Genomic DNA, 15,951 nt, shown 5'->3' on the forward strand with positions numbered 1-15,951 from the left:
ATCATGGCATTCGCTATGGCCCAAGCCCGCCGCGACTGCAATCGTGACGTCACTTCGCTGCCGGTGCGCGATGGCAAAACGGCGCCTGGCCCGCACGGACGCATGGCGGGTACAAATCTGTTCTGGCCAGAGCCGCGATATTGCGCCAACAGCGCTAGCCATGACTCGTGACCACCGACCGACGATCAGTCTGATCATCCCCGCCTACAATGAGGAGGACTACCTGCCCGCGTGCCTCGACGCGGTCATGGCCAATCTGGCGGGCAAAGTGAAAGAAATCATCGTCGTCGACAACAACAGCACCGACCGCACGCGCGAAGTGGTCGAGCGCTATCCGGCGGTGACTTATGTGTTCGAGCCTGAAAAGGGCATCACCCGCGCGCGTCAAACGGGGTATCGCGCCTCGACCGGCGATATCCTGGCCTATGTCGATGCCGACACGCGCCCGCCCGAAGGCTGGATCGAGCAGATCTGGGAACAGTTCGCCGCGCGCAGGGATCTGGCCTGCCTGTCGGGGCCCTACAGCTTTTACGACCTGACCGGCATTCGCAACAAGATGTCGACCAGTTGGTTCATCGCCGCACAGCCGGTCTACAAGCTGACCGGGTACATGATGGTCGGCGGCAATTTCGCGATCAGCCGCGATGTGCTGGAAAAGATGGGCGGTTTCGACAGCAGCATCGAATTTTATGGCGAGGATGTCGATATCGGCAAGCGCGCCAAGATTCATGGCAAAGTGCTGTTTTCGCGCCGGTTTGTCATGCCGACATCGGCGCGGCGGATGAAAAAGCAGGGCTTTGCGCGCACTGCCGGGATCTATCTGGCCAACTATGTCTCGATCATGCTGCGCGGCCGACCCGCGCATAACGATTACCAGGACGTGCGTTAGGACAAAATTCGCCCGGGCCGTGTTCGATCAGTGCGCCTTGCCCGCGCGCTGCGGGATCAGCCATAGCGCCAACGCGATCAAGGCCACCAGCACCAGCGTGGCATGGTCGCGGCCAAACCCCAGGCCGCCCTGGGCAAGCGGCTTGTCCAGGAAATCGCCCACGGTTGCCCCCAATGGCCGGGTCAGGATGAAGGCGGCCCAGAACAGCACGACCCGGCTGATCCCGGTGCGCCACCAGGCCAGCACCAGCAGCGCCAGCAGCCCGCCGAACAGCGCGGCGCCACCGGCATAGCCCAGCCCGCCATCATCGGCGGCCCAGTCACCCAGCGCAGTGCCCAGCGTCTGCGACAGCGTGATGGTCAGCCAATAAAAGCTTTCCGCCTTTGGCCCCGACACGCTGGCAACCGAGACGGTGCCCAGCGTCCAGCGCCAGACCGCCAGCGCGCCCAGCACACCGGTCAACAAGACCGCGGCGCCCCCGGCATAGCCGATGCCCAGCGACCGGTCGAAGAAATCGGCCGCCGCCGTGCCCGCCGTGGTCGAGGCGAGGATGGTCGCCCAGTACAGTAAGGGATGAAACCGCGTGGTGTGGATCTGCCAGGCCACCAGCACCGCCAGCGGCAACGCAAACACCACGATCCCCAGCAAGTAGCCCATCGCGAATTGCTGCGTGAACAGATCCGCGCCGGTTTCGCCCAGCGTGGTGGCCAGGATCTTGATCACCCAGAAACCGATCGTGACGGTGGGGACTTTGGCCAGTGTGGTGTTGCGGTCGGACATTGTCAGAGATCCAGTTTCAGCGACGTGTAGAACACCGTCTGTTTGCGGTTGAGGCCCTGGCCGAACGCGCCCAGCAGCGAAAACGGCCCGGCCAGGTGGATTTGCGTGCCAAGGTTCACCCCGGTCACCGCACGTTCGGTCAAGCTGTCGCGCGACTGGCCGTAATATTCCAGCCCCAGCATGAACCCTGCGCGCACCATATGCGTTACGACCACGCCCTGTTGCCAGTAATCGCGATTGCCCGCGCCGGGGTTGAGCGTGTAGCCGCCGCCGCCGAACACGCTCCACCCGTCCCAGTCGTGTTCGGCCCACACCGGCAGCAACACTTGCGTCTGGGTGCTGCCATGCGCGGTGGGCACGATCACGCGCGGGAACACCGAAATGTCGAGCGGGATCACCCCGTCGTCATGGTGCAGCACTTTGACTTTGATCGCGAATTCGGCATCGCCCAGGCCGAACGGCTGGCCGGTCTGGGTGGCCAGCGGCAGCGTGGTGGTCAATTGCACATCCTTGACCGGACCATAGTTGATATCCCACCCGAACTGGGTGGCATTGTTGCCCGGTTGCAGCGTGCCGCCGGCATAGTTGTAGATTTCCCAATGGCCGGGATCGGTCGGTTCGGGATCGTCGGTGACGAACGGCGGCCCGGCGTACGCGGGCAGGGGGATCAGCGCGGCCATTCCCGGCAATCCCCACCGCAGGGCCTTACGCAACAACGCCAGCCTCCCCGCGCTTTGGGAAAGCAGCGTGGAACAGGCCGACCGGCGCGACAAGCAGGCTCGCCACGCAAAGCGCTTTCCCGTAGCGCGCATCGACCTTGGGAAGACTGTGCAAGACCTGGCTCCCTTGTGCCTCTGCCGGGTAACCTGTGCTGCGTGCTTGACCAAGCGAGAATGGGCCGGAGATTGCTCCCCGGCCCATGTGCGCTGTGTCGTGGCGTTTCAGTTCGTCAGAAACGGAGCTTGATCTGCGCCTGATAGCTGGTCGGCGCCTGGAACAGGTACAGCGTCGATGCGCTCGATGAGGGGCCCGATTGCGCGGTGATCGGGCGCGTGCCCAGCGGGTTGTTGACCGTCACGCCCACGGTTACGTTGCCGTACGTCCCGCTCGCCGACAGCACTTCATAGCTATAGGGCGCCAGCCGCACATTGTTGCCGCCGCTGGTCGTGCCTTCGTCGCCCGACGAGGGGCCGTCTTCATACTGGCGACCGGTCAGCTTGTGCAGATAGCTCAGCTTGAGGTGACCCATGCTGTAGACTGCGCCGAACGTGGCCGTGTAATCGGGGGCATAGGCCAGCCACAGCCCGGTGACCGAATCCTTTGACGACATCAGCGTGGCGTTGGCGATCGCGGTCAGGCCGGGCACCACGACATAGCTGAGCTGACCTTCTATGCCCTTGTACACCGCCGGATTGGCGTCGAGCGTAACGTTGTTGCTGTTGGTCGGGTCGACCGCGGTCGAATTCGACGCCTTGATGTAATAGATGTCACCGTCGAAGTTCAGGCGTTGCCCGGCAAACACCACCCCGGCCTGATAGTTGGTGGTCTTGGTCGGCACCGGATCGACCGGCACATTGACGTTGCCGGCGCCCTTGGTTTCCAGGCTGACCGACAGCGCGGGCACGATGAAGCCCCGTGCATACTGGGCATAGGCCGAAAATTGCGGCGTGATCAGATAGTTGACGGTGGCATAGGGCAGCACCGGCTTGTAGGTTTCCTGCGCATCGCCGCCGATGCGGCTGTGCTGGTCGGCGATCGGCGAATCAACTTCACGCGTGAAGAACAGCGCCTTGAAACCGGGAGTGACGGTCAGTGTGTCATTCAGCGCCTTGATTTCATAGTCGCCGAACACTTGTTCCTGGTTCCACTTGGTGCGTTCGTCATAGTTGACATAGGCGGGGACGAGCGACCCGTTCTGTTCGACGTTGTACGACTTGTCCTTTTCCAGCCAGTTCCAGTTCTGGCCATCGTTCATGATGTCAAAGTTGAAATTGTAGTTGCTGATCCCGCCGTTGGCCGAACCCTTGGTAAAGTCGTATTCATAGCGATAGCGGTGTGACTGCGAATGTTCGTACCAGGCACCCAGTTTCAGCACGCCGATCGGAGTCTTGACATCGATTTGCAGGATGTCGCCCCAGTCGCGGTACTGGTTGACCTTGGTATAGCCGGCGATATCACCCGCCACGACTTTGCCGCCGCTGCCGCCCAGCCCGGTGCCCTGGGCATAGACCTGTGTGGCCAGCGTCAGGCTGCAGGTGTTGTTCGACGTGTTGATGGTGTTGCACGGGTCGCTCGAATCTTCGGTCGACAGCGTGAAGTTCTTGTAAAAGAACGTGTAGAGCTTGTTGTCGATGGTGATGATGCTCGACGGTTCCCACTGCAACCGCGCCACTTCCATATCGGTGGTCTTGTTTTCCCAGTTCCAGTCCTTGCGCGCGTTGGCATAGTCACCGGGATTGTCGGCGGTGGTTGCGCCGAACTGTTTGCCATAGACCGCGACCTGCGCGGCGGTGGCGCCACCGGCGGCGTCGGACTGGTTGAACAGGCTCTGGTTGTAATTGGCCAGGATGCTGAACTGGGCATTGTCGCCCAGCGGCTTGACGATCTTGACATAGCCGTTGCCCCACCAGCCGGGCTGGTTGGTCAGCGCGCCGTCGGTGCGCTTGTATTCGCCTACCGCGATCACCTTGAGATCGCCCAGCGATTTGATTTCGCCCGAATTGACCGTCAGGCGTTCGAGGAACGTGTTGAAGCTGCCGTAGAGCGCCTGTTCCTGCAGGCCGAACTCTTTGGTCGGATCGCGCGAGATGATATGGATGTTGCCGCCATAGCTGGACTGGCCAAGGTCAGTCGCCGCGCCCGGGCCGCGATCGATGATCAGGCGCTCATAAGTGCCGTCGGGGAAATACGAGGTCGAATGGTGCGTCGGATCGTTCGAATCCTCGAACGGAATACCGTCGAACGTGATGTTGTACTGGCCGTCCTGAAACCCGCGCAGCACGATCTTGGTGTCGCCGAGGCCGACGCCGTTGCCCGAACTGGGCAGGATCGACGCACCGGGGGTGAACAGCACGATCTGCGAATAGTCGGCGGTCGGCGCGATCGAATCCTCGATGATCGCGCGGCTGACAATCGCCTGCGGTTCGAAGGTGTGGATTGATGCGGTGATCGGCGTCGCCTGGTTCACCTTGGTCGCGGTCACGACGATGTCGTCGGAGTTGGTGATCGGCGTGGTGGTCGCACTGTCGGCTGCGGCATCGGCGGCAAAAGCGGGCAGGGCGCCGCCAAGCGCAAGGATGCCCGCGCTGGCCAGCAGCCAGCAACGCGATTGGATGTTCATGAAACCCCCTGAAACTGGACTCAGTTGTTGCGTATGCGAGGCGGCGAGTGGCCGCGAATTGTTGCAGCGCATTTACGGTTTGATGACTTGGGTGTCACAAAGCGTGCGTGTCCGCCGCCAACCCCGCAGAATTGCTGGGATGTTGAAAAAATGAAAAATTTGTATCGCGATTCAGCAAACCTTTGCAGGCGGTTCTGCCTGCCGGATAGCCAGGTCCGGACGGCAGACCGCCTGCCGCCGTCGGGTTGCACCGCGACAGATCAGGCGCACGCTTAAAAAGAGATGCCCCGCAAGGTTGTCCCGGCGCGGCTTTCCCCGCGACGGTATTAACCTTCGTGAAGGACCGGGGGCCGATGCTGCACCGCAAGATTTTGCCTCAAAGTGCTAGAAAGCAAGCGATTTCGGCGAATTGGGCAACGGGATATTAATCATTCCCGGCGACAACTTAAGTAATCTTACGGAAGGTTTTCGTCATGCGCTCGGACGCCGCCAATCTGCTCAACAGGCTGGGCCAGAACAACTTCAAATATCAGGAATTCCGCGATAATTTTGCGGATATGGAGCTATGGCCGCTGTTCGAAGCGCTGATCCGTGACCCGCGCATTGCCGGCGACACGCATGGTGGCGAGGATCATACCGCCCAGTCTGTGGTCGAAGCCTCACCTGCGGCAGCGCCCTCGCGACCGACCGGGCTGTTCAACCGTTATGAAGAAGCCCCGGTGGCGACGCACAAACCCGACGATGTGCGATCGTTGCTGCGCCAATTGGGCGACCGCGTCCAATCCGGAGATCTGTAATGCCGCTGATCGTGTGCCATTCGCCCAAAGGCGGCGTTGGAACCAGCTTTGTCGCGGCGGGGCTGGCGCAAGGCCTGTCGTTGCTGGGGCGCGATGTCGTGGCGCTCGACATGACCGCACAGGACGGCCTGAAGCTCTATTTCGGGCTGGCCCCCGATCAGCGTCTGCCCGATTTCGACGACGATGTGATCGATCAGGTGACCGTCGGCGGGGTCGTGCTGCGTTCGGGCTGGCGCAGTGCGCACAGCGTTGATTTTGCGCAGGACCTGCGGACTGGCGATCTGCCGTTCGATGGCGAAACCGTGTATATTGCCGATGTCGCGTCGACCGATGTGGCGTTGGCGCAGATCCTGCGCCGCTATGCGCTGTTGCACATCTGCACGCTGAGCCCGACCGCGATGGCGTTGGCGCAATTGCCGCGCATCAGCCCGGGCCGGCCGCTCGACGCATTGACCGGCACCATGTTCGTGCTCAACCAGCTTGATGAAACGCGGCGCTTTGCGCGCCATGCCACGCTGTTCCTGCGCGAATTGCTGGGCGAAAACCTGGTCGCGCAGATCCATCGCGACGAAGCCGTCAACGAAGCGGTCGGCATGCAGCAGACGCTGTCTCGCTATGCCCCGGCGAGCGCCGCGCTGATCGGCATGCAGGCGCTGGTGACTTTGGTCGAGGCCCGCTGCAAAGCAGGCGTTGCCCCCGTTGAACAGCCCGAAGCCACGGCAGCACGGGCCGGGAAAAGTGCGGCGGCATGAGCAATACCTGGCGTTCATGGGCCATGCGGCTGGCTTCGGTCGTGCTGTTGCTGCCGCTGATCGTGCTGACTGTCGGCGTGCCGCTCGATGGCCGGGAGCAATGGCAATGCGCGGGCGCGACGATTGTCGGCGCGCTGGTGCTGGCGCGCGGCAAGAGCCGTCGGACCACGATCACGCTGGCGCTGTTGTCGGTGCTGGTATCGACGCGCTATCTGTTCTGGCGCACCACTCAGACGCTGTCGTTCGGCACGCCGCTGGAATTCCTGCTGGGCAGCACGCTGTACCTGGCCGAAGTCTATGCCTGGGTGATCCTGCTGCTGGGTGTGGTGCAGACCAGTTGGCCATTGACGCGTCCGGTGGTGGAAATCACCGGCGCGCCCGAAGCCTGGCCGATGGTCGACGTCTATGTCCCGACGTATAACGAAAGCCTGGCGATCGTGCGCAACACGGTCTACGCGGCGATGGACATGGACTATCCGGCCGGGCGGTTCCGGGTGTTCATTCTCGATGACGGGCGTCGGCCCGAATTCCGCGCCTTTGCGCGGGCAGCGGGCTGCGGCTATATCACCCGTGACAACAATCTGCATGCCAAGGCGGGCAACCTCAACGCCGCGATGAAGCGCACCGATGGCGAACTGATCGCCATTTTCGATTGCGACCACGTGCCCACGCGCGCTTTCCTGCAACTGACGGTGGGCTGGTTTCAAAAGGACCAGCGGCTGGCCCTGTTGCAGACGCCGCACTATTTCTATTCGCCCGATCCGATCCAGCGCAACCTGGGTACGGTCAAGGACATGCCTGGCGAGGGCGAGCTGTTCTATGGCCCGGTGCAGGAAGGCAACGACTTGTGGAACGCCACGTTCTTTTGCGGATCGTGCGCGATTATCCGGCGTGCCGCGCTGGAAGAAACCAACGGCTTTGCCGGTGAAACCGTCACCGAAGACGCGCATACCGCGCTGAAACTGCAACGCACGGGGTGGAACACCGCCTATATCAACGCGCGCCTGTCCGCAGGCCTCGCCACCGAACGGCTGGTGGTGCACATCGGTCAGCGCGTGCGCTGGGCGCGCGGGATGACGCAGATCCTGCGCATCGACAATCCGCTGACCGGCCCGGGGCTCAAGTGGCAGCAGCGGCTTTGCTATCTCAACGCGATGCTGCATTTCCAGTTTCCGCTGCCGCGCATCGTGTTCCTGACCAGCCCGCTGGCCTATCTGCTGTTCGGGCAAAACATCATCCATGCCTCGGCGGGACAGATCTTTGCCTATGCCCTGCCGCACCTGTTCTGTTCGTCGGCGGCGAGCAAGCGCATGCACCGGGGCGACCGGCGCCCGTTCTGGGGCGAAGTCTACGAAACGATCCTGGCGTTCCACCTGGTCAAGCCGACGGTGATGACCTGGTTTCAGCCGCGCAAGGGCAAATTCAACGTGACCGACAAGGGCGATCTGCTCGACCAGACGTTTTTCGACTGGGCGATCGTGCGCCCGCATCTGATCTGCATCGCGCTGATCGTCGGTTCGGTGCTGCTGGGTTTTGCCAAGCTGTTGCTGTTCCCGCAGATGTTCAACATCCAGCTCGATTCGCTGGTGCTCAACACCGCCTGGGCCACGTTCAGCCTGATCATCCTGCTGGCGGCGGTCTCGGTCGCGCGTGAATCGCGCCAGACCCGCACCGATATCCGCATTCCCGCCGAATTGCCGGTGATGATCTATCTCGCGTCGGGCCATGTCGTGGCGGGCACCACGATCAACATCTCGATGGGCGGCGCGGCGGTGACGCTGCCGCGCGAAATGCCGATGCGCGATCTGAAAGTCACTCATATCACGCTGGCGATGGGCGACGAAACGCTCGCCGTGCCGGTGGAAACCGTCCGTTCGGTGGCGGGCGCCAGCTATCTGCGGTTTCGGCCGATGGACATGACCGCCTCGCGCCAACTGGTGCGCGCGGTGATGGGGCGTGCCGATGCCTGGCAATTGCCCGCGCCGCATCCGGTGGTGTCCGGCCTGCGATCGATCGGCGATATCATCAGGGTCGACCGGGTTACCATGAAACGCATCCTGCGCCTGAACTTTGCCGAACGGCGCCTGTTGCGCGCCCAGCGTGTCGAGGCGCAAAAGCGCGCCGCCGCCGCCCGCGCAGATGCGGAAAGCACCGAACGTGACAACGCCAAGCCGGGCAAGGGCCCGCTGGCCCGTGCGGCGGCGATTGCGCTGATGGCGCTGGGGCTGGGCCTGGTGGCACAGCCGCGCGCGGTACAGGCCCAGGCCCAGCCGGTGACGGCGGTGGCCGGCACGCCCGCGCCGCTGATCGATCCGGCCAAGGCGGGCAATGGCACCCGGCATCTGCACTTGTCGCTCAAGGACTTGCGGATCAAGACTCCGATCCGGCTGGCGGGTACGCGCGGCGAGATCGGCATTCCGTTCGGCATGCGGCAAAGCGATGTGGTGACCGATGCCACACTGACGCTGCATTTCGCCTGGTCACCCGCGCTGCTGGGCGATCTCAGCCAGTTGGTCGTGCTGGTCAACGGCGAAGTGGTGCAGACGGTGGCGCTACGCCCGTCGGATTCGGGCGGTCAGGACCTGAAGATCGCGATCAATCCCGCGCTGTTCCTGCCTGGCGACAACCAGCTCAATTTCCGCCTGCTCGGCCACTATGCGCGCGATTGCGAGGATCCGTTCCATTCCTCGCTGTGGGCGAACATCAGCAACACGCAAAGCTGGTTGGACCTGACCGTGCAGCCGACCGCGCAAGCGCTCGATCTGGCGCGTCTGCCGGGGCCTTTCTTCGACCGGTTTGACAATGGCGCGTTGAAACTGCCGTTTGTGTTCGCGGGCAAGCCCGATCATGGCGATCTGGCGGCGGCAGCCTCGATCGCGTCGTGGATGGGCAGCCTGGCGTCGTATCGCGGCTATGGCTTCAAGCCGATGGTGGGTCAGTTGCCACAAGGCAATGCGGTGGTGTTCCTGCGCGCGGGGGCCTCGCTGCCCGGTGTCGACGTGCCGGTGACCGGGCCTGGGGCGACGCTGGTGCGCAATCCGGTCGATGCGTCGGGCACGTTGCTGGTGCTGACCGGGCGCAACGATGATGAAATCCGGCTGGCCGCGGGCGCGCTGGCATCGGGGCATGGCGTGGTGGGCGGTGCGCACATGGCGTTTGACGGTGCGCGCATTCCGACCTGGCCGCGCTATGGCGCGCCGCGCTGGATCACCACCGATCGCCCGGTCAAGCTGGGCGAAGTCATGCCGGCTTATGCCTTGCAGGGCATGGGCCTGCCGCCCGGGCCGTTGACCGCACGTTTTCGCGTCGCGCCCGACTTGTTCTTCTGGCCCCACGATGGCGGCTCGGTCGATCTGACCTATCGCTATCCCACCGCACCCTGGCTCGACCGCAAGGGCTCGCGGCTCGATGTGTCGCTGAACGGGACGTATCTGCGCACGCTGCCGCTGACCGGCAACTGGTGGCAATGGCTGCTCGATGGTGGACCGTTCGGCACCGGATCGGCGCACGATTCGGTGGGGCGGCAGAGCGTGGTGCTGCCGCGCTATACGCTGTTCGGCCAGAATGAACTGGTGTTCGATTACAACCTGATCCTGGCGGACAAGAAGAAGTGCACCGGCACGTTGCCCGAAAACGTGCGGGTTGCGCTCGATCCCAACAGCACGATCGACCTGACGCAGGCCTGGCACGCGTTGCAGATGCCCAATCTGGCGACGTTTGCGGGCGCCGGCTATCCGTTCACGGTGCGGCCTGACCTTGCCGAAACCACCGTGGTGATGGACGCCAACCCGTCGGCCGAGGCGATCGAGGCGTTTCTGAACGTGATGGGCCGGATGGGCGATGCCACCGGCGTCGCCACCACGGGTGTGACCGTGGTCAGCGAGATCGATCCCGACCAGTTGCACGAACAGGATATCCTGGTGATCGGCAGTTCGGCGCTGGCCGGAACCGAGGCGCTGTTCGGCGGCGCGCCGGTACGCTTTGAAAACGGGGCGCTGCGGGTCAACGAGCGAACGCCGCTGCAATATCTCGAAGCCCTGCTGGGCGGGTCGGAATGGCATGGCAGCAGCGATGACGCGCAAAGCGTGGTCTATGCCGCCAAGGGTTTTTCGGGGATCGTATCGTTCCAGTCGCCGTTCACCGCGGGGCGCACGGTGGTCGCACTGCTGGCCGATCAGCCCGCCACGCTGCCCGCGCTGGTCGATGGGCTGAACGATGAAAAGATCAATGCGCAAGTGCAGGGCGATCTGTCGGTGGTGACCGGCGATGGCATGACCAGCTTTGCCATCCAGCCACAATATTGGGTGGGCAGCCTGCCGGCCTGGATGAAACTGGGCTACTGGTTCGCGCAACATCCCTTGCTCATGGCGTTGAGCGCGCTGATCGTCGCACTGCTGCTGACCGGCCCAGTCTACCTCTATTTCAGCCGTCAGGCGCGTCGTCGCCTTGACAGTGCGGGAGACGACAAGTGACGCGTTTGCACCAGACTCTGGCGCTGTTGCTGGCAGGCGCATGCCTGTGGCCGACATGCGCCATGGCGGAAAATCCGGCGGTGCGCGCGCTGTTGCAGCAGGCGCAGTACTGGCAGTCGAAAGGGCGCGGCGATCTGGCCTATCAGGCGTTGCACCGTGCCCAGGTGATCGAGCCCGACAATGCGGAAGTGAAGCGCGCGCTGGCCGGCCCCGCGCCTGCACCAAAACCAACGGCGCCAAAGGCGGTGGCGGCGAAGCCCGCCGCCACGCCTGCGCCGGAGCGCGAACCGGCGCGCGCGCGGCCCGCACCGGTCGCGGCGGCAGATCTGGCCGGGCGGGCGCGTGTGGCCGGGTTTGCCGCGCTGCAGGACAACGATCTGACCACTGCCACGCGCGAATTCGATGCGGCGCTGGCGCGCAATCGGCGCGATGCCGATGCGCAGGGCGGGTTGGGCCTGGTGGCGCTGAAACAGGGCAATTTTGGGCGAGCGCGCGATCTGCTCGAACAGGCCTCGCAAGGTGGCAATGCGGTCAAATGGGCGCAGGCGCTGGCCTCTGCGCGCTATTTCGCAGGCGTTGGCGAAGCGCGCGATCTGGTCGCGCACGGGCAGCTTGCCGCGGCGCAGAAAGTGGCCGAGGACTTGCTGCGGTCTGACGGGGGCAAGGATCGCGCCGCGCTGGAACTGCTGGCCGATATCTATGACCGGCAGGGACGTTATGCGGATTCGGCCGATCTCTATCGCCAGGCGGCAGATCTCGATGGCGGCAAGGCGGGCGCCGACGACAAACGGCTGGCCAGCCGGGCGGCGCGCGGTCGCGCTCTGGCGGCGGCGGCCCGCGGCGACGATCTGGCCGCCGAGCAGGAGTTTCAGCAGGGCCTGATGCTCGATGCCGATGATCCGTGGATCCGCTATGAATTCGCGCGCTTCATGTTTGCGCGCGGGCGCCTGCCCGAAGCGGAATCGCTGGTGCAGTCGCTGTCGGCTTCGACCAACCCCGATGCGCTCTATGCCGCGGCCATGCTCGATTCCGACATGGGGCATCCGGCTGCGGCCGAGGCGCTGCTCCAGCGCATCCCCGATACGTACCGCACGCAGCCGATGCGCGCGCTGGCGATGGGGCTGAAAACCGAGGCCGCGATCGCGCGTGCCAAGGCGCTGGCGGCGGGCGGGCAAAAGGCCGAGGCGGTTGCCGCGCTGCGCCAGATTGGTCAGGCCAAGGGCCTGCCCGCCGCGCGGCAGGCGGCGGTGGCCGACGCGCTTTATGACATGGGCGATGCGGTCGATGCCGCCTCGCTGGCCCAGGCGGCAATGGCCGGGTCGATCACCGATCTGGGCGGGTATGAAGCGGTGATCCGCGTGGCCACCCGCACCGGGCGCGACGATCTGGCGCAGGCGGCCTTGCAAAAGGCCAGCCTGTTGGCGGGATCGTCAACCGACGGACAACGGGCGCTGGGGCGGATCAGCGCAGCGATGGCCGCGACGCAGGCCGACCGGCTGCGTCTGCATGGCCAATATGCCGAAGCGTTCGACGTGCTGCAGCGCGGCTGGAGCGCGGCGCCCGACAATATCGAGGTGTTGAGCGCATTGGCCCGGCTCTATCAGTCGGGACAGATGGCGGCGCGCGCCGCGCAGACGTTCCAGATCATCCTGACGCACAAGCCAGGCGACAAGGACGCGCTGACCGGGCTGATGCAGACCGCACAGGCGGCCGGCGACCGCGCGCTGTCGCAACAGGCCGAGGCCCGGCTGATCCAGACGTTCCCGCAAAGCTATGACGTCTATCTGGCGGCGGCCAGGACCGAACAGACACGCGGCAATGGCGGGCAGGCGGCGCGCTATTTCAAGCAGGCGCGCGATCTCTACAATCGCCAGATGGCCAGCGGATCGGGCGGCAATCCGTTCGGCGGCAACCCCTTTGGCAACGGTGGCGAAGCGCTGGGCGGCAATCCGTTCCGCGCCTCGGCGGCAGCGCCGGCGCCGCAACCGGTCAATCCGTTCAGCCTGGGCACCGGCACCCGGCTGCCCGCAATGGGGACAATTGCGCTCGACAACCCGGCCCCGGTGGCGGCGGCTCCCGCTCCCGCTCCCGATGCGGCACCATGGACGGCGGGGGCCAATCCGGCGGGCCTGTCGAACGAATGGGGCGGGCGCGTTCCCGAAGCCGCTGCCGTGGTGTCCGGCGGCGCGGCGCAACCTTCGGTTCCGGCCGATCCGGTGCTGGCCGAAATCCAGACCGACATTGCCAATCTGGCGCAGGACGATGGTCCGCGCGTCGAGGTTGGCACCGGCTATCGCTCACGCTCGGGCGAAACCGGGCTGTCGCAACTCAATGAGTTGAAGGGGTCGGCGCAGATTTCGACCGGGTTGGCCGGGGGCCGCGTCTATGCGCGCGCCGATGAAGTGGTGATCGATGCGGGCCGCCCGACCGGCGACAGCCTCCAACGGTTTGGCCGCGATGCCACGATCGAGGCGCAATCGATCGTCAACGCAGTGGCGGCGCAATTTGTCCAGGCCGATACCCAGCGCGCCGCTGGGGTCGCCCCGGCGGTGGGCTATACCGGCAAGGTTGTGCAGGCCGAAGTCGGCGCCACGCCGATCGGGTTTGGCGAAACGCGCGCCACCTGGCGTGTGGCGGTGACCCCGCAAGTCACGCCCAACGTGGCCGCGCGCGCTTGGTTCGAACGCAAACCGGTGACCGACAGTGTGGTGTCCTATGCGGGCACGCGCGATCCGGTAACGGGCGAATTGTGGGGTCATGTCATGCGCACCGGTGGCGGTGCGGGCCTGTCGTATGATCGCGACGGCAACGGTGTCTATGGCGATGTCACCTACAATGCCTATGCCGGTGTCGCGGTGCCGACCAACCACAATGTCGAGGCCAACATCGGCGCCTATCTGCGCGTGCGCCATACCGTGCATTCGAACCTGACCGCCGGGTTCAACGTCAATTACCAGTCCTATGCCAACGCGCAGGACTATTTCACGTATGGCATGGGCGGCTATTTCAGCCCTCAGAGCTTTCTCGCGGTGGGCATGCCGATCACGTATACCTATCAGAACGACCATTTCGACCTCAAGGGTTCGGTGACGCCCGGCTTCCAGAGCTATCTGGAGGATCAGGCCAATCTCTATCCCACCGATCCTTCCGCACAGGCGTTGCTCGACACGCTCAAGGCAAAGGACAGCGATGTGCGCAACTATTATGACAGCCTCAGCCAGACCGGCTTTGCCTGGTCGGCCAGCGGATCGGCCTATTACCGGATATCGCCACTGACGCGGGTCGGCGGCGAAGTCAGCTACAACACCTTTGGCAGCTTTGACGAATTCCGCGCGCTGGTCGGCATTCGCCAGTCGCTCGGTGGTGGCAAATGACGCTGGACCTGCTGGCACGGGTGCGCGAACGGGCCAGTGCGCCCGCGCGTGAATTCGGGCTGGCGGTGCTGACCGCGATGACCGCGGCGGAAGTGTTTGCACAGGCCAGCCCCGAGGCGGCGCGCGGCTTTTACCTGGCGGTGGGGCGGCGCGTGGCCGGGCTGGTCGATCTGGCGCAAGTGCACGATATCGACGCGCTGGTCGAACGCATAAACGCGTTGTGGTCGTCGTGCGGGTGCGGCCATGCCCGGATCAGCGCGGTCGAAACCGGGCTGAAGATCGTGCACAGCGGGGCGCCGGTCCTGCTGCTGGGCGATCAGGACCACTATTGGGCGCGGCTGTTTCCGGCCATGATCGAAGGCGCCTATGACGCCTGGTTTCGCGCACTGGGCAGCGGCCCGGCGCTGTCCACGCGCATTTTGCGCCAGCATGGCGATGTGATCGAGTTGCACCATGGTATCTGATTTTGGCAGGTTCAACCGGCGCTCGCTGCTGGTTTCGCTCGGCTGTGCGCTGGTGATCGGCTGTTCGCGTCCGGGCGAAGGGCGCGAACCGGCGGCCGACCCGTTCTGGGCGCTGTTTCGCGGCGCCTTTGTCGATGGCGCGGGCCGGGTGATCGACAGCGGCAACGGCAATATCAGCCACAGCGAAGGGCAGGGCTATGGCCTGATCCTGGCCGTGCTGGCGGGCGATCGCGCCGGGTTCGAAACGATCCTCAACTGGACCGAGGCCAATCTGGCGCGCACCGATGTGGCGCTGTTCACCTGGAAATACGACCCGCGCCAAAGCGATCCGGTGGCCGATCCGAACAACGCGACCGATGGCGATATCCTGATCGCCTGGGCGCTGGCAGAGGCCGCCCGGCGCTGGGGCGGGCAGGGCTGGGCCGGCCGCAGCGCCGCGATCCGCGCCGCCATTCGCGACCATCTGGTGATCACCCGCCATGGTCGGCACTTGCTGCTGCCGGGCCGGATCGGCTTTGCGCAGGCCGACAAAGTCACGCTCAACCCGTCGTATTTCATCTGGCCCGCGCTCGATGCCTTCGCCGCGCTCGATGGCGATGGCGCGTGGAGCGCGGTGATCGACGATGCGCAAGGTGTGCTGCGCGAGGCGCGGTTCGGTGCAGCGGGGCTGCCGTGCGACTGGATCGAGATCGGCGCTGGTGGCAAAGTCGTCCCGGCGGCCGACCATCCGCCACGCTTTGGCTATGATGCAATCCGCATCCCGCTCTATGCCATGGCCGGGCGCCGCGCCTCGCTGGCGCAACCGATGGCCGATTTCTGGCGTGCCGAAGGCGGTGCGGGCGGCCACCCCCCGGCATGGATCGACGTGACCAGCGGCGAACGCGCGCCTTATCCGCTGTCGGCGGGGGGCATGGCGATCCTGCGCCGGACGTTGGGCCTGCCCCCCGTGCCCGAGGCGATCGACACCGACTATTTCTCCGCCGCGCTCCAGGCCCTCGTCCGCGCGCTTTAGCTCTTTGTTTGAAAATTCGCCGAAAGAGGCGAATTTTGAAGACGGCACCGGCCCGCTACCCTTGATCGGGT

At 64.7% G+C, this 15,951-nt stretch carries 10 protein-coding genes; 7 read left to right on the plus strand and 3 right to left on the minus strand.

From position 1 onward, the window contains the following. Positions 1-160: 160 nt before the first annotated feature. Positions 161-889 (plus strand): glycosyltransferase family 2 protein, encoded by a 729-nt coding sequence (locus AQZ49_RS17480; RefSeq protein WP_067618657.1) that lies wholly within the window; start codon positions 161-163, stop codon positions 887-889. A 27-nt stretch (positions 890-916) separates the two neighbouring features. On the opposite strand, the gene AQZ49_RS17485 is transcribed toward AQZ49_RS17480, so the two are convergent. The 3 genes from AQZ49_RS17485 to AQZ49_RS17495 all read right to left on the minus strand — a co-directional run bounded on the left by AQZ49_RS17485 (position 917) and on the right by AQZ49_RS17495 (position 5,009). Next, positions 917-1,669, minus strand: a complete 753-nt coding sequence (locus tag AQZ49_RS17485) for a COG4705 family protein (protein ID WP_067618660.1) — start codon at positions 1,667-1,669, stop codon at positions 917-919. Positions 1,670-1,671: 2 nt separating this feature from the next. Then, complete coding sequence (locus AQZ49_RS17490) at positions 1,672-2,349, minus strand: hypothetical protein (RefSeq protein ID WP_067618663.1); 678 nt, start codon at positions 2,347-2,349, stop codon at positions 1,672-1,674. A 269-nt stretch (positions 2,350-2,618) separates the two neighbouring features. After that, a complete protein-coding gene (locus tag AQZ49_RS17495) occupies positions 2,619-5,009 on the minus strand; it encodes a TonB-dependent receptor (RefSeq protein WP_067618666.1) in 2,391 nt (796 codons plus the stop codon). A gap of 473 nt (positions 5,010-5,482) precedes the next feature. Between AQZ49_RS17495 and AQZ49_RS17500 the strand changes: the two genes are divergently transcribed. The 6 genes from AQZ49_RS17500 to AQZ49_RS17525 are packed head-to-tail and all read left to right on the plus strand — an operon-like array spanning position 5,483 to position 15,880. Continuing rightward, positions 5,483-5,806: a hypothetical protein gene (locus tag AQZ49_RS17500; RefSeq protein ID WP_067618670.1), complete on the plus strand. Its 324-nt coding sequence runs from the start codon at positions 5,483-5,485 to the stop codon at positions 5,804-5,806. Beyond that, positions 5,806-6,558, plus strand: coding sequence for a cellulose synthase operon protein YhjQ/BcsQ (locus AQZ49_RS17505; protein WP_067618673.1), 753 nt, complete (start codon positions 5,806-5,808; stop codon positions 6,556-6,558). Before AQZ49_RS17500 ends, AQZ49_RS17505 begins: the two co-directional genes overlap by 1 nt. Next, on the plus strand, positions 6,555-11,030 hold the full coding sequence (gene bcsA, locus AQZ49_RS17510) for a UDP-forming cellulose synthase catalytic subunit (RefSeq protein ID WP_156428373.1): 4,476 nt from the start codon (positions 6,555-6,557) through the stop codon (positions 11,028-11,030). Before AQZ49_RS17505 ends, bcsA begins: the two co-directional genes overlap by 4 nt. After that, positions 11,027-14,404: a cellulose biosynthesis protein BcsC gene (locus AQZ49_RS17515; RefSeq protein ID WP_067618680.1), complete on the plus strand. Its 3,378-nt coding sequence runs from the start codon at positions 11,027-11,029 to the stop codon at positions 14,402-14,404. Before bcsA ends, AQZ49_RS17515 begins: the two co-directional genes overlap by 4 nt. Continuing rightward, positions 14,401-14,868: a cellulose biosynthesis protein BcsD gene (locus AQZ49_RS17520; protein ID WP_067618683.1), complete on the plus strand. Its 468-nt coding sequence runs from the start codon at positions 14,401-14,403 to the stop codon at positions 14,866-14,868. The genes AQZ49_RS17515 and AQZ49_RS17520 overlap by 4 nt, the downstream gene beginning before the upstream one ends. Beyond that, positions 14,858-15,880, plus strand: coding sequence for a family 8 glycosyl hydrolase (locus AQZ49_RS17525; protein ID WP_067618686.1), 1,023 nt, complete (start codon positions 14,858-14,860; stop codon positions 15,878-15,880). The genes AQZ49_RS17520 and AQZ49_RS17525 overlap by 11 nt, the downstream gene beginning before the upstream one ends. Positions 15,881-15,951 lie beyond the last annotated feature (71 nt).

The sequence above is a fragment of the Novosphingobium sp. FSW06-99 genome (assembly GCF_001519065.1).
GTDB lineage: Bacteria > Pseudomonadota > Alphaproteobacteria > Sphingomonadales > Sphingomonadaceae > Novosphingobium.